The sequence below is a fragment of the Agarivorans sp. MS3-6 genome, assembly GCF_054112545.1.
In genome coordinates this window covers 447,061-460,922 of record NZ_CM134202.1, presented here as the reverse complement: position 1 = coordinate 460,922, position 13,862 = coordinate 447,061, and the positions used below count along the sequence as shown (strand labels likewise).

Below are 13,862 nucleotides of genomic sequence, written 5' to 3'. Positions count from 1 at the left end.
CTATAGGTTCTCTTGTAAGTACCACCAGTCGGGGTGTTTTTTGTTTGTAAGGATGTAATCCAGATTATCTACTAAGTACTTTTCGGCGCAGCCTCTATTAAATACTACTTGATTTACAAAGTCGGTATTACAGCTAACTTTTCCATCAAGAATTTTTTTGACCGCAGAAATCAATTGTTGAGTTGTTTCAACGCAGACCCCAAAGTGCTCTCTGTCTCTTATATACAAAACATTTGGTAGGGCTTCTTGCAATTTGGTCTGGTTTGGAGAAAAGAAAATTACAGGACGGCCTGTAGTTAAGGCGAAGGAATAGGCTATTGCAGATGTATCTGTAATCATCATGATGCTTTTTGCAAATGTCTCTATATAGTCAGTTCTTTTATCGTCAATTGAACACATAGGGTGCTCTTTGCAAAAAGAAAGAATACGGCTGAACGCTTTGGCTCGTTGAGTTTTAATGCCTGACTCGACTAAGTCTAAATCTTCCGGATGAGGTCTAAAAATAATTTTTCTGTCAGGAAATGTACGTAGAATGTCTCGTAAAAATTCCTCGGCATGTAATATCGAATAACTATATTTGGTTTGCTGTGCTGTTAATAGTGAGGATAAAGTTGGAGCATATACAATGCATTCTGGCTCTGGATGCTTTAAAGCGATTTCGTTATAACGCTGTTGATTGTCATCCTGTCGAATATAACCACCAGGAATTAGCACTATATTGTTGTTCAATTTTTTTTCAAAACAAATTCTCTTGTGTAGTTCCATACAAGGTTTAGAGGGCATGTAAATATAGTGATTTTCTGCTTGACGCATACCTTGAGAAGTTTCCTCTGAAAATAGAAGAAAGTCATAAATCATATGCATTAAGGTGAGCTTGGTGGTTGAAGGAGGTGAGCAGGGGTAAAAATTCGTTGTTACTGTAAGATCGGCCCAATTTGAATTCAGCATTCTTTCTTGGCTGTATATGTTATAGCTTTCAGGCTGATCGCCTGAAAAACACATCTCATCGCTAAAAGTCGCAATGTTATGGTTAACTGCGAGGGTTTCTCTTAGTTGTCCCGCATGTTTTCTAAAGCCGCCACCACGTCCTAAGAAATTAAATCCAATGCTGAACTGCTTGCTATCACTGCTTGATTTAACCCGATTTTTCACAAAAAAACGCTGTTCGAAATCAGCAAATGATAGATGTTGTGAATAAAGCTCCGTTAATGCTTTGTCTTTATTGATCGTGAGCATCGATGCCAGAGTCACGACTGCAGAATCGTAGTTCAATTGTAAAATTTGTTTTTGTGCAACTCCTTGCTCAAGTAATCGTTCTTCAGCGGCTTTTGCATATTGAGGGATAGATATGGCGACGAGGAATAATCCATTGCTTGATGTTAGCGCCTCAGCTTTAACAACAGGCCTGCTGTTTATCGGTGATTTAGCATATTCATCTACAAATATATATTCGATTTTATACTGTTGGAGAATGCTGGCTAGTTTGGCTGCAAAGCTTCCAGCACCAACGATGTATGTAGGTATTGTTTCCATATCTATCCCAATATTAATTAGCTTTTTTTGCGAGAAACCCAGGCTCTTGTCTTGTATTCTGCAATGATCCCTTTATTGCCTATTTTTTCCTTTATAAAATCTAAAAATAGGCCGAATTTCTCTTTGCCGAGTTGAACTTGAATGTCATTTACCGATTCCCATACACCGATGTATTGCTCGGTAGTGAAATGTTTCTTATGTCGCCCTTCTAGGTAGAGTACGTTATCAAACAGAGGACTCTCTGTTAACTTATCGAAAATGGTCGATGTCATACCTGAAGAACCAGAGGAGACCCTTTTCATATTAGGTTCAAGTACATATAAATAGTTTTCTATATCTTTTAGAATTGGATTGTTATCGATAAAACGAGGATTCCACAGCGCGACAAAAAGACCGTTTGGTTTTAAGATGCGATGAAACTCTTCGGTACCTTTTTCAAAATCGACCCAATGGAAAGAAGAGGCCATTGATACCAAATCAACACTTTGGTCTGCTAAATTTGTGTGTTCACCACTACCATCTCTCCACTCAATATTTGCAACTGAATGCGCACTTCCATGACTTCGCATTTCTTCATTTGGCTCAATAGCATTCACCAATTTGGGATTCATTGCAGCTAGCATTCTGGTCCATATCCCGGTCCCTGCGCCAACGTCTGCAAAGTTGCATTCGGAAATGTCCCTGTCCAACAAACCCAACACTGCCTCTAGCACGTTAGTGGAATAATCTGGTCTATATTGGTCGTAAGCTTCCGCTAGTTGACTGAAATCTCCATGTTTCATAAAGTTTCCTTTTGAATTGTTTTTGTGTTTAGTATGCTCGTTACTTGTGAGCGCAAATATTCTTGGGAGTGTCCTAGGTTAAAAATTTGACTATGTCGTAGTTGTTGAATACGCGATTTGAAGGCATCTTTTTGTTCAAGCAAGCGGTGTACGTCGAGGGCCAAGTTTTCAATTTTTTGGTTAATAAAGCCTATTTTTTGTCTATCGTTAAAGTAGTCGTTTTTTAAAACACTGTTAGATAATTCATGCTCGTTGAAAGATAAAAAGAGTACGGGCTTCAAGCTAGTAAATGCAAAGCTGTAAGCACTAGAAGAACTATCACTCAACATAATATTAGCGTTTGCAAAACTTTCATTTTGATTGCCTCTGTCTATTTGAAAACGGGGCTCTGAATTTTCCAGTGCTAATAACCATTGAAATATTTCACAGGCTTGCCCTGGGGCATTGGCGTTTGCTAAAGATAAATCTTCTGGATGTGGGCGAAAAACAACTTGATATTGCTCACCTAAGGCTAATAACTCATTCATAATGTGTTGAGCGAAATTTATGCTATATAAATGTTTGCATTCTTCAGATTGAGTGTAACTTTGTGTCGGGGCATAAAGTAAAGTTATACGCTCAGAGTTACTTTTTTCTTGGTAGTTATCAATGGCTAGGTCTAACTTGGGATAGCCAGCAGCGAGCAAGGTAACGTTGTTAAGCTGATGCTCTTCAACAATACTTTTAAATTGTTTCATACTGGCTTTAGACGCGACGGCAATGAAGTGCTGTTCAGCTTGTTTGAGGTTACTAATCAAGCTGTCTCTATACATCGCCGAGTCATAAATAGCATGCACCATTGTGAGCTTCGGGGTTTCTTTCGGAGAGCAAGGTAGCAGTTGCGAAGTAACGACTAATTTAGCCGGTGTTTGCATGGCTCTTTGTTGGCTACATAACCGAACCTCATACCCCGCAATATTTTCATCACACAGCAGGTGACTGTTATGTTTTTGTGCGAGGCTAGCCGGCAAATGACCCAAATGCTTTAGAAAACCCGTAGCGCGATTAAAAAGGCGGAAGCTAATCTCATCAGTTGGAATAGCGCTTTGTGAGAACATGTTTTCAACTTGGACAAAGTCGCCTTTTGCTTGCTTTAGGCTACTGCAAAATTTGTTCGTTGACTGTTCCAATAGCGAAGAGATTAGAATATTACTTGAGTCGTCATCTATCTGGTAAATGCATTCACCAGTTAATCCCTGTTTTAATAGCCGTTGTTTTGCTGCTTTTGCATATTCGGGGTGTGAAATAGCAATGAAGAAAAAGTGTTCTTGTTGGTGAAATGCTGGTGGTATCTCACTCGCTTTATAAATTGGAAGCCCTTGTAGCTCACCAACCGCAAATTCATCGATAAATGCAGTTACGTTTAATGAGTAATCAGTAAAAGTAGCGTAGAGCTTTTGAGCAAAGCTACCAGTACCTAGAATGATAAACTTCATTAGTGACTGCCTCGAATATTTAAATTCGAACGAATTTTAACACTCTGGTAGTCGGCGATATCCTTAGTAATGATTGCGCCAGAAGCAAGATTAACGTGGTTACCCAGTGTTATTGAGGGCTGTATAATTATTCCTGAGCCGAAAGTACTAAAGTTAGCTATTTTTACCGCACCAGACAGAGATACGCTAGGTCCTGTTGTATTGCATGAGCCAACTTGGCAATGATGTTCGATGACGTTGTTAGAGCTAATGAAGTTACCCACACCAATTTTGGCATCAGCACCAATGAAGCAAAGCGGCCCTATGTAGTTACCCCCGGCGATAGATACCCCTGGGTCTAATACGGCACTAGGGTGGATAGCGTTCGCCATTGTGAGCTTATATTTAAGGGCTAATTCTATACTTCGTCTTCTTAGCTGCTGGTTACCAGCACTACAAAGGATCGAGTCAATCGATTGATTCGTAAGTACTTCTTCTAAATCGTTGATGGTACCTAAAATGGGTAAGCCTAGATGTGTTAGCCCTTGCTTCTCTTGCGTATCATCGATAAAACCGATGACTTCGGTGTTTGGGTCTTTGGATAGCACGGCCATGACTTGGTATGCAGCTTTTCCTGCGCCAATTAAGAGGGTTCTTCCATTTACCGCCGGCGTTAGCGAACTTTCTCTATCGCTTAGAGCCTTGATTAACTTATGGTCTACATGGCGTTGAACCATATTACTGTTAACAAATTCTTGTTGGCTAAAATAGTCAACCAATTCATGTTTTTGGGCTAGAGCATAAGCAGGCTCAGTGAAGTTTTCCGGTATCTCGGTTTCTGTTTTAGTGGATAGCGATGCGAGTAGTGTTTGTACCTGTTGTTCATCACCTTGTTGGTAAATAAGCGCGATGGGCTCTCCCACTTGCACTTGACTGCCGATAGACTCCAGTTGCTTCAATATTCCCGTGGTGGGAGCTTCAACATCAAAAATACTTTTACTGCCCTCTAAGCTTAAACAAATTTGGCCTTCAACAATTTCGCAATTGTCTTCAATTAGCCATTCTACAAGCTTTACTTCGCTATCATTGGCCGATTCTTGAGGGGCGGGAATATAAGTGATCGACATCTATTGGCTCCAATTAACAATACAGTTAATGACATCTGATGAGCTCACTAGCTGTTGAGACTCAATTTGAGGTGCTGCTGATAAAGGTGAAAAGTGGGCGCATAGTGTTCGCCCTTGTATTTCTTGGTTATGCTGATGTAAGTGGTTAATGATCGAATAACCTAAACCATCAGCTGAGTGAGACTCTTCAACGATTAACACCTTTTCTGTATGTTTTACTGAACGCTCGATTAGCTCCCAGTTCGGCGTATCAAGTCTGCATAATGAAATAACTTCTACGGGAAGCTCATATTTGAAAAGCAGCTCTTGAGCGGCTTTTAAGCTAAGGTCAAGCGTTGGGCCGTAACAAATCAGTGTGAGGTAAGCGGGCATCATTGGCTGAACGAATAAATCGGGCCATGGCGCTCCAACGGTAAATAGTTTGTGCCCTTTAATACTCGAGGCTTTAGATTGATAGGCCAATTTAGGTTCGTAAATGATAGTGGTGCTTTCAACTGAAGCAAAACTGTCCTCAAGCTGTTTTGTACTTAAATAGGGATGGCAGGAAATACTCTGAATGTTTGGTTTGTTTAGCAGTAAACCTTCAACAGCTTGGCTATGTGTTGCGCCATAAGCTCTGCCACCACCAGAGGTGGTGCGTATAATCAGCGGAATGCTGACCTTGCCATTAAACATACTTGGAATTTTACTGGCATGATTAAACAGTTGGTCAAAACACAAACCTAGGAAATCACCGAACATGATCTCAGCAATTGGCCGCCGTCCTGCTAATGCGAGACCTATTCCCATACCGGCAATGGCAGCTTCGCTTATCGGAGTACTCAATACCTGTGACGGGTATTTTTCAGAGAGGTTTCTCGATACTTTAAATGCGCCGCCGTATGGGTCTAAAACATCTTCACCAAATACCATTGATAAGGGGTTTTTGAGTTGAGTGTGTAGCGCCTGATTGATCCGCTCTACCAAGGGTTGCTCTGATAATTCAGCCGTTTGCTCTAGCATTGAGCTCGCAGGTGTATACACGGGAGGAAAACGCGTTGCGTGATCCGCTGATGAAGCCTGCTTTATTGCTTCTTGTATAAGAGACTGAACTTGTTCTTTTTGTTTTAGCTGTTCACTATCAGAAAAAGAAAAATGCCATTTGTCTAAGGGATCATTAAGCCACATTTGTTTGATGCTATCCGGTGAACGAGTGTCATCAGATTTTGAGTGAGGCATCAAACGTTGGGTTTCTATCAGGTGAAATACCGGGCCGTGTTTTAATGTATCAATAGCTTGATTTACACTTTCAACTAGCCCCTCAGGATTGAGGGTTGTGCTGGAGAAGGTGTTTATGCCAAATGCTTTAGCTCTGTCGAGAAGGCTGCCTGCAGTGGTTAAATCAGTGGCAGTGGTTTGAGCTATATGGTTTTTTTCGCAAACAATGTATAAAGGCACTTTATACAGGCTGGCCATATTTAGTGCTTCATATATTACGCCTTCCCCCATGGCTCCATCACCAAGGAATACGATTGTTTTTCCTTTCTTAGAGAGTTTTTGAGCGAGCGCCGTACCTAGCGCAATCGGGGCTGTTCCTCCGAGAATACCATTGCTTGTAAATCCATCATGGTGCAAGTGTTGACTGCCTCCATGGCCGCCACATAAGCCCGTTTCCTTGCCGAGTAATTCGGCAAAAAAAGCAGATAGCTGCTCAGGGAATGTGCCAAGGAAGTGACCGTGACCACGATGGTTGGAGAAAATGTAATCTCCCTCTTGGTAGGTTTGCCCGATGATGGCACCAATTAATTCTTGCCCAATACAGGTATGAATTGTTCCACTTATTAGTCCCTCTTTATACAAATCAAGCAGGCTATACTCGGCCTGGCGAATAAGTAGAGCGCGTTTGAAGGCTGTTGTTAAGTCAGCAAGGTTAGGCTTAAGTTTGTCGCATTCTAGTGGTTTCATTGGCGTGTATTGCTTAACTACGTTTGAGGTTAAGAGCGGTATGCTGATTGCGAATAACCGCTTGCTCTATGAGCGTACAAATAGTCGTGACATCATCAATATCCATATTGTTATGAAGCGGCAAGCAATAAATTCTTTGTGATATTGAACTTGCAGTGGGTAACAATTTGGGATCAGAACCTATTTGTAAAGGGTGAAAGTAGCGGCGGCCAAAGATGTTAGATTCAGCTAATGATTCAGCTACCGATAACAGCGTCATTTCACTATCAAAAATTACAGGCATATACGAATAATTAGGTGAAGAGACTAGATTGAGTTCTGTCATTGCCCCCAGTTTCTCCAAATAAGCTGTTGTCAGTTCTTTTCGTTTGGCTATTTCTAGATCAACCTTATGCAGATTTGCTAGCCCAAATGCGGCTTCTAGCTCGTTCATTTTTGCATTGGTGCCCACCTCAGCTGGGAACCCATCGGAAAAACCAAAGTTGGTCATCGCTTTCGCCTGAAGGTAGTCTGATTCATTGTTTAGAATGAGAGCTCCACCTTCAATGGTGTTAAATATTTTAGTGGCATGGAAGCTGAGAATGGTGGCATCACCGCTATTGAGCGCTAGTTTTTGATGTAGGCTAGGTGTTGAAAAGCTCTGAGCGCCATCGTAAATTAATTTTAGATTGTGCTGTTTGGCTAACTCTTCGAATTCTTCATGGTGGGCTGTTCGCCCATAAACGTTTACCGGCAGTATGGCTTGGGTTTTGTCGGTAATTTTCTCTGCCACACTCTGCGGTGAAAGGCATAAGCTTTTTGAGTCTATATCGGCAAAAACTGGCTTCGCGCCAATCCAGTTGATAGCTTGACCAGTAGCGGCAAAAGTGAAAGGGGTCGTAATCACCTCTTGCTCGACATTAAATAGTTTAAGAGCAAGTTGCAGAGCAGTGGTGCCGTTAGCGGTTAACACAAGATAAGGAACATCAAGATAGGTAGTTAATTCTCGCTCTAACTCCTGAACTAATTGACCATTATTAGTTATCCATTTTGCTTGGTAAATTCGGTCAATATACTGATTGAGAATGTCTCGATCAGGTAGGCTAGGGCATTGTACTAAAAGAGGCTCTGTTCTTATTTTGGAAGTCATTTATAAAGACCCCTTCAAGTCGTTGTTACTAATATATCGGTGATAACCGCGATAACTTTAGATATCTGATACGGCTATACTCACAGCGAATGTTGTTTATGCAAATAATTAAACAAAAACTGTGCCATTTCCCAATCTTCAGGTTCGTCGATATCTTGAGTCAGCATTCTTGGCAGTATCACCGGGAATGATGTTTCAGAAAACATGCCTGCGTTGCCGTCCAGTGCTTCCCTAGTCCAAAAATAAAACTGTCCGGCATCGTGATAGCCGGGCTCTAAGTCTTGTGAGCGTTTACCGATTTGATCAGGGTAAAACGGAGCCACCCCTTTATTGTTCAACTTGATGGCTCGCTGGATAGGGAAAGCGAAACTGGAAGCTGAAAAACTGGTTTCGCATTGGGGGTCTGCCAGGTTGGTCACCGCGGCAAGTAGTTTGTCTGTTGTGACAAATGGCGCGGTGGCATATAAGCAGCAAATAGTAGAGTAACGCGATTTATCAGGGTCAACAGCATTAACCGCGTGTTTAACTACGGCGGTTGTGCCAGCATGATCATTGGCTAATTCAGCCGGGCGAACAAAGGGGGTGCTGGCGCCATACTGCTTGGCAATTTCTATAATTTCGGCGCTATCACTGGACACGATGACATCATCAAACAGTTGGCTATTAATTGCAGCGTCTATAGACCAAGCAATCATTGGCTTGCCACAAAAATCCCGAATGTTTTTTTTGGGGATACGTTTGCTACCGCCTCTCGCGGGAATAACGCATAGGCTTTTATTCATTCACTATCTCCAGCAAAGATTGTATCACTCGCTGTTGCTGTTGATGGCTTAAATCAGGGTAGACCGGCAGTGATAAAGCATTGGCAAAGTATTGTTCAGCACCCGAAAATGTGTTGATGGCGGCATCGCTTATTCGATGATAAGGCTGGCGGTAAATAGGCATATAATGCAACTGACAATGAATCTTCATATCGGCTAGCCGTTGATAGACCGCATCTCTTTTATTGTTGGGAATAAGCACAACCACCAAGTGGTGGGCACTTTCGCCTTCAGGGTTTTGCTCAAGCAGTGTCAAGTTTCCAACGCTAAGGGCGGTTTGGTATTGTTGAAATATCAGCTTTCTGCGTTCAATAAAAGTATTGAGTTTTGCCAATTGGCTTAAGCCTAAGGCTGCGTGTAAGTCAGACAATCGGTAGTTATACCCTAAGCTCTGTTGCTCGTAATACCAATTAGGTTGACCTGCCAGCTGGAGCTCTGTGGGGTGTTTCGTGATACCGTGAGAGGCTAGCTGTTTTAGTCGTTTGGCGGTGTTCGAATCATTGGTGGTTATCATTCCACCTTCGGCACTGGTGATGCTTTTAACGGGGTGAAAACTAAATACACAGCAATCGCTATATTTTCCGTTGCCCACCTTGTCGCCTTGATAGCTCGCGCCTAGCGCGTGACAAGCGTCTTCGATTAGCTTTATGCCTAGAGGCTTACATAACTCACTAATGGCTTGCATGTCGCAGCTATTGCCCGCCAAATGCACGACCACAATCACTTTTGGAAGTGAGTCGGTGTGTTTTGCTTGTTGTAATTTTTGGGTTAATGCGGCGACTGAAATATTTCCAGTATCAGCATCAATGTCGATAAAGCTAATAGAGGCGCCACAATACAGTGCACAATTGGCCGAAGCAACGAAACTAATGGCTGAGGTCCAAACGATGTCCCCAGTGACGACACCTAAAGACATGCAAGCAAGATGAAGCGCTGCGGTTCCGTTACTACAGGCAATAGCATGAGCGCTACCTACGTAGTTTGCTAAGGCCTGTTCAAACTGAGCCACTTGAGGCCCTTGAGTTAGAAAGGCCGAATTTAGGGTATCGACCACGGCTTGCACATCATCTTGGTCGATTTGTTGCTTACCGTAATGAATAGGATCGCTCATGGCTTATCGAAGCTCTTTGATCTGTTCGATGGTCAGGTAATGCGGGTTAGATAGGGAGTTATACTCCATGCCCACTTCGACTTTTTTACCCCCTTCACCTAAAGCGTTTTTCTGGAAATCATTCGTACGGCTGCTAAAAGAAATAGAGGGCGCAATCACGTAATGATCGTCAAACTCGAAAGTATGATAAGAATCATCGGCAGGACACATTACCTCATGCAATTTCTCGCCAGGTCTAATGCCGATAATATTAGTCGTTAAGTCGGGAGCCATCGCCTTGGCAAGGTCGGTTATTTTAACGGAAGGAATTTTTGGCACGAATATCTCGCCGCCGTGCATACGCTTAAAGTTATCTACCACAAACTGCACCCCCTGCTCGAGAGTAATCCAAAAGCGGGTCATATCTTCATGAGTGATCGGTAGTGATTCTGCGCCTTCATCAATCAACTTCTGAAAAAATGGAACCACACTGCCACGAGAACCCACCACGTTGCCATAACGTACCACTGAAAAGCTGGTTTCTTGGTCACCGGCTATATTATTGGCTGCGACAAATAGTTTGTCTGAAGCCAGTTTAGTCGCGCCGTAGAGGTTGATCGGGTTAGCCGCTTTGTCGGTTGATAAGGCGATGATTTTTCGTACTTTATTATGCAGTGCGGCATTAATGACATTTTCAGCGCCATTGATATTGGTTTTTATACATTCCATCGGATTGTATTCAGCTGCGGGGACTTGTTTTAACGCGGCCGCATGGATGACATAATCAACCCCGCGCATGGCCATGGTTATGCGGTCTCTATCTCGCACATCACCAATAAAATAACGCATGCAAGATTGGTTGAATTGCTGCTGCATTTCATATTGTTTCAATTCATCGCGGGAATAAATAATGACACGTTTAGGCCGATACTCTTGCAATAGTAACTTAACAAACTTTTTACCAAACGAACCAGTACCGCCTGTTATTAATATCTGTTTGTCGTTAAACATCCACTATTCCCAATTCCAGATTTGATGAAGCATAGTTGCTAATGATATGAGCTATGCAAAGCTTATACCTAGAAGCCTATCCAATTTAGGTAGTTAAACATAGTCGTGGCCTTGCTGTTTGTTCATTTCTTCAACGTAATCCACAAAATCACCGGATTTGTGAACTGTTCTTAAGCTTTTGTTATTCCTAAAATCAAGCGGGCGTCATATTTTTGTCGCATTTATGGCGAATGGCTTGCGAATTTTTGACGCGTGTTTACAATTCAGTGTAATTGTTGGTTTTAGTTAGGTTTGTCGCAAGGTAGCCGAATTTTTATGCAGGGGATAAGGATGCAAGCATCCAAAAATGTTTTGGTGCTAGATAACGACCAGTCTAGAGCTAAAGAGTTAGAGACCGTGTTAGGCTTTATTGGGCAACAATTTAACATTTGTAGTAAGGCTGATTTTGAATCGCAAGTCACTGCTTCAGGGCAGGTGGTGCTTATCAGTAGTGACGTATCGCAAGCCGACGATATTGTCGCGGGTTTTCCTCAATGCCCTTTTATCAGTGTGGGCACCCAAGATGCTATTAGCCACTCATCCAATTTAATTGGGCACCTTGAGCGGCCCTTTAGTTATGAGCAACTGACTCAGTTACTCCACCATTGTGATGCCTATTTAACCCACTTACCCGGGAAAATATCCCCAGCCAAAAGTGAGCGTCTTCGACAGAATCTGATTGGCAAGGGTATTGCCATTCAAGAGGTGCGTCATTTAATCGAGCAGGTGGCTAAGAAAGAAGCCAATGTGTTGATTCTTGGCGAGTCTGGTACCGGTAAAGAAGTGGTCGCAAAGGCCATCCACGACCATTCTGACCGAAGAGATGGCCCTTTTGTGCCGATTAATTGTGGGGCTATTCCCGCTGATTTATTAGAAAGTGAATTATTTGGCCACGAAAAAGGGGCGTTTACCGGTGCTTTTGCGATGCGTAAAGGTCGTTTTGAATTAGCCGAAGGCGGCACGCTGTTCTTAGATGAAATTGGCGACATGCCGATGCCAATGCAAGTGAAGTTATTACGTGTATTACAAGAGCGTCAGTTTGAGCGGGTGGGCGGTAGTAAAGCGATTCATGTTAATGTTCGGGTGGTGGCCGCCACTCACCGCCAGTTAGAAAGAATGATAGAGCAAGAAAAGTTTCGAGAAGACTTATATTATCGCCTCAACGTATTTCCTATCGAAATGCCTTCGCTGCGTGAGCGTCAAGATGATGTGCCTTTATTGCTTCAAGAGTTAGTTAATCGGCATGAAGAAGAGCATTCGGCCGTGGTACGTTTTACTCAACGCGCGGTAGAATCTTTAATGCAACATCAATGGCCTGGCAATGTACGCGAGCTATCTAATTTAGTTGAACGGCTACTTATTTTACATCCTGACCAAATTGTTGATGTGCATGACTTACCGCCTAAATATCGACACATTGATGCTGAAGTATTTGAACCAAACTACAGCCCTGAGTTGGCAGAAAGAGACGCTTTGTTAGCGATATTCAACGATGAAGATGCCTCGGTATTTTCAGACCCAAGCCCAGACCTGTTATTTCCTGAAGAGAGTGATGATAACCAAACTGAGGATGATGAGGGCTGGGGAGCCGTTCAGCAATTGCCCGATGAAGGGGTTAACCTTAAAGAACTATTGGCTGAGCTAGAAGTCGATCTTATTCGCCAAGCCATTGAACAACAAGACGGGGTAGTCGCGCGCGCTGCTGAGCAACTAGGAATGCGCAGAACCACCTTGGTAGAAAAAATGCGTAAGTACGGTTTGAATAAAGACAATTAGGTATTAATCAAAATCGCTTAGCTAAGGCCATGAATATCATGGCCTTTTTTTTGGCATGATAATTGATTGTTTAGCACTGTTAACGGTTTTATGACGCGGAGCAATAGTCATGCCTTCAGAGCTTACACAACAACAGCAATCAGCCCAATTATCAGAGAATGACCTCGCTCAGATCTTTGATGTTATGCCGTCTGGGCTAATTTTACTTGATAATAGAGGCTTTGTTTCTCGCGCTAATCCGGTGGCTAAGCAGCTACTGGGTAATGATATTGAACAGCAGCGTTGGTTAGAGGCTGTACCGCGTTTATTTTCACCTAAAGCAGACGATGGCCATGAACTCTCTTTGGTTAATGGTAAAAAAGTTCAGCTTAGCTTGTCTCCTTTACGCAATTCTCAAGGTCAGTTAATCGTTTTAACCGATATGACCCATACACGAAAGCTGCAGGAGAATGTCGCCAAACTACAACGCATGTCGGCCTTAGGCAACATGGTTGCCTCGCTAGCTCATCAAATTCGAACCCCATTATCAGCGGCAATGTTATATGGCTCTAACTTAGCCAATAAAACCTTATCGGAACATTCACGACAGAGCTTTCAAAGCAAAATGATGGCGCGCTTGAATGATTTAGAAACGCAGGTGAATGACATGCTGCTATTTGCTAAAAGTGGCGAAAAGATGATTGTTAATTCAACGCCGATAAAACAGATTTTTTCACAACTACAAGCCGCGACCGAGGCATCTGTAAGGCTGCACAAGGTAAAACTAGACATCAAGCCATGTAGCGAGAATATTGAGTTGTTGGTCAATGCAAGTGCATTAGTGTCGGCCTTATCTAACGTCATTGAAAATGCTGCTCAACATAGTGCAGAAGGGCAGTCTATAACCATATCCGCGAAATACCTTGAAGATAACATTAATATTTACATTGAAGACCAAGCGGGTGGAATACCCCCCGAATACTCGCAGAAGATCTTTGAACCCTTTTATACCACTAAGCAAAATGGCACAGGCCTAGGTTTAGCGGTAGTTAAATCAGTGGTTAAAGCTCACCAAGGAAGCGTAATGCTCAAATCTAACCCACATGGCTCATGTTTTATCGTTAGTTTGCCGGTTCCTGAGAGAGAAGAGCAACATCTAGTTGTGGGAGGACAATAA

11 protein-coding genes are annotated in these 13,862 nt (G+C 42.6%); 2 read left to right on the top strand and 9 right to left on the bottom strand.

The genetic code is table 11. The features are described from left to right. From ACVFI8_RS02150 to pseB, 9 genes are all read right to left on the bottom strand, one after another. Window positions 1–1,533: a CDP-glycerol glycerophosphotransferase family protein gene (locus ACVFI8_RS02150; protein WP_457872906.1), complete on the bottom strand. Its 1,533-nt coding sequence runs from the start codon at window positions 1,531–1,533 to the stop codon at window positions 1–3. 17 nt (window positions 1,534–1,550) lie between these two features. Continuing rightward, on the bottom strand, window positions 1,551–2,315 hold the full coding sequence (locus ACVFI8_RS02145) for a class I SAM-dependent methyltransferase (RefSeq protein ID WP_457872905.1): 765 nt from the start codon (window positions 2,313–2,315) through the stop codon (window positions 1,551–1,553). Beyond that, window positions 2,312–3,790: a hypothetical protein gene (locus ACVFI8_RS02140; protein WP_457872904.1), complete on the bottom strand. Its 1,479-nt coding sequence runs from the start codon at window positions 3,788–3,790 to the stop codon at window positions 2,312–2,314. The genes ACVFI8_RS02145 and ACVFI8_RS02140 overlap by 4 nt, the downstream gene beginning before the upstream one ends. Then, the gene (locus tag ACVFI8_RS02135; RefSeq protein ID WP_457872903.1) at window positions 3,790–4,896 is read right to left on the bottom strand and encodes a biotin/lipoyl-containing protein; all 1,107 of its coding nucleotides are present in this window, start codon (window positions 4,894–4,896) and stop codon (window positions 3,790–3,792) included. The genes ACVFI8_RS02140 and ACVFI8_RS02135 overlap by 1 nt, the downstream gene beginning before the upstream one ends. Then, complete coding sequence (locus tag ACVFI8_RS02130) at window positions 4,897–6,840, bottom strand: thiamine pyrophosphate-dependent enzyme (RefSeq protein WP_457872902.1); 1,944 nt, start codon at window positions 6,838–6,840, stop codon at window positions 4,897–4,899. It lies immediately after the preceding gene. A 13-nt stretch (window positions 6,841–6,853) separates the two neighbouring features. After that, entirely contained in the window at window positions 6,854–7,969 is a 1,116-nt protein-coding gene (locus ACVFI8_RS02125) for a DegT/DnrJ/EryC1/StrS family aminotransferase (RefSeq protein WP_248715093.1), read from the bottom strand. An 80-nt stretch (window positions 7,970–8,049) separates the two neighbouring features. Continuing rightward, entirely contained in the window at window positions 8,050–8,751 is a 702-nt protein-coding gene (gene pseF / locus ACVFI8_RS02120) for a pseudaminic acid cytidylyltransferase (protein WP_457872901.1), read from the bottom strand. Next, window positions 8,744–9,901, bottom strand: coding sequence for a UDP-4-amino-4,6-dideoxy-N-acetyl-beta-L-altrosamine transaminase (pseC, locus tag ACVFI8_RS02115; protein WP_457872900.1), 1,158 nt, complete (start codon window positions 9,899–9,901; stop codon window positions 8,744–8,746). The genes pseF and pseC overlap by 8 nt, the downstream gene beginning before the upstream one ends. Window positions 9,902–9,904: 3 nt before the next feature. Next, a complete protein-coding gene (gene pseB, locus ACVFI8_RS02110; RefSeq protein ID WP_457872899.1) occupies window positions 9,905–10,891 on the bottom strand; it encodes a UDP-N-acetylglucosamine 4,6-dehydratase (inverting) in 987 nt (328 codons plus the stop codon). A 330-nt stretch (window positions 10,892–11,221) separates the two neighbouring features. On the opposite strand from pseB, the gene ACVFI8_RS02105 reads away from it, so the two are divergent. Together ACVFI8_RS02105 and ACVFI8_RS02100 are read left to right on the top strand one after the other, a co-directional pair. Next, window positions 11,222–12,706: a sigma-54 dependent transcriptional regulator gene (locus tag ACVFI8_RS02105; protein WP_457872898.1), complete on the top strand. Its 1,485-nt coding sequence runs from the start codon at window positions 11,222–11,224 to the stop codon at window positions 12,704–12,706. Window positions 12,707–12,815: 109 nt separating this feature from the next. Then, complete coding sequence (locus ACVFI8_RS02100) at window positions 12,816–13,862, top strand: sensor histidine kinase (protein ID WP_457872897.1); 1,047 nt, start codon at window positions 12,816–12,818, stop codon at window positions 13,860–13,862.

Coding starts and splice junctions, on each gene's coding strand:
- ACVFI8_RS02150 (WP_457872906.1), bottom strand. CDS start 1,533: ATGGAAACAATACCTACATACATCGTTGGTGCTGGAAGCTTTGCAGCC.
- ACVFI8_RS02145 (WP_457872905.1), bottom strand. CDS start 2,315: ATGAAACATGGAGATTTCAGTCAACTAGCGGAAGCTTACGACCAATAT.
- ACVFI8_RS02140 (WP_457872904.1), bottom strand. CDS start 3,790: ATGAAGTTTATCATTCTAGGTACTGGTAGCTTTGCTCAAAAGCTCTAC.
- ACVFI8_RS02135 (WP_457872903.1), bottom strand. CDS start 4,896: ATGTCGATCACTTATATTCCCGCCCCTCAAGAATCGGCCAATGATAGC.
- ACVFI8_RS02130 (WP_457872902.1), bottom strand. CDS start 6,840: ATGAAACCACTAGAATGCGACAAACTTAAGCCTAACCTTGCTGACTTA.
- ACVFI8_RS02125 (WP_248715093.1), bottom strand. CDS start 7,969: ATGACTTCCAAAATAAGAACAGAGCCTCTTTTAGTACAATGCCCTAGC.
- pseF (WP_457872901.1), bottom strand. CDS start 8,751: ATGAATAAAAGCCTATGCGTTATTCCCGCGAGAGGCGGTAGCAAACGT.
- pseC (WP_457872900.1), bottom strand. CDS start 9,901: ATGAGCGATCCTATTCATTACGGTAAGCAACAAATCGACCAAGATGAT.
- pseB (WP_457872899.1), bottom strand. CDS start 10,891: ATGTTTAACGACAAACAGATATTAATAACAGGCGGTACTGGTTCGTTT.
- ACVFI8_RS02105 (WP_457872898.1), top strand. CDS start 11,222: ATGCAAGCATCCAAAAATGTTTTGGTGCTAGATAACGACCAGTCTAGA.
- ACVFI8_RS02100 (WP_457872897.1), top strand. CDS start 12,816: ATGCCTTCAGAGCTTACACAACAACAGCAATCAGCCCAATTATCAGAG.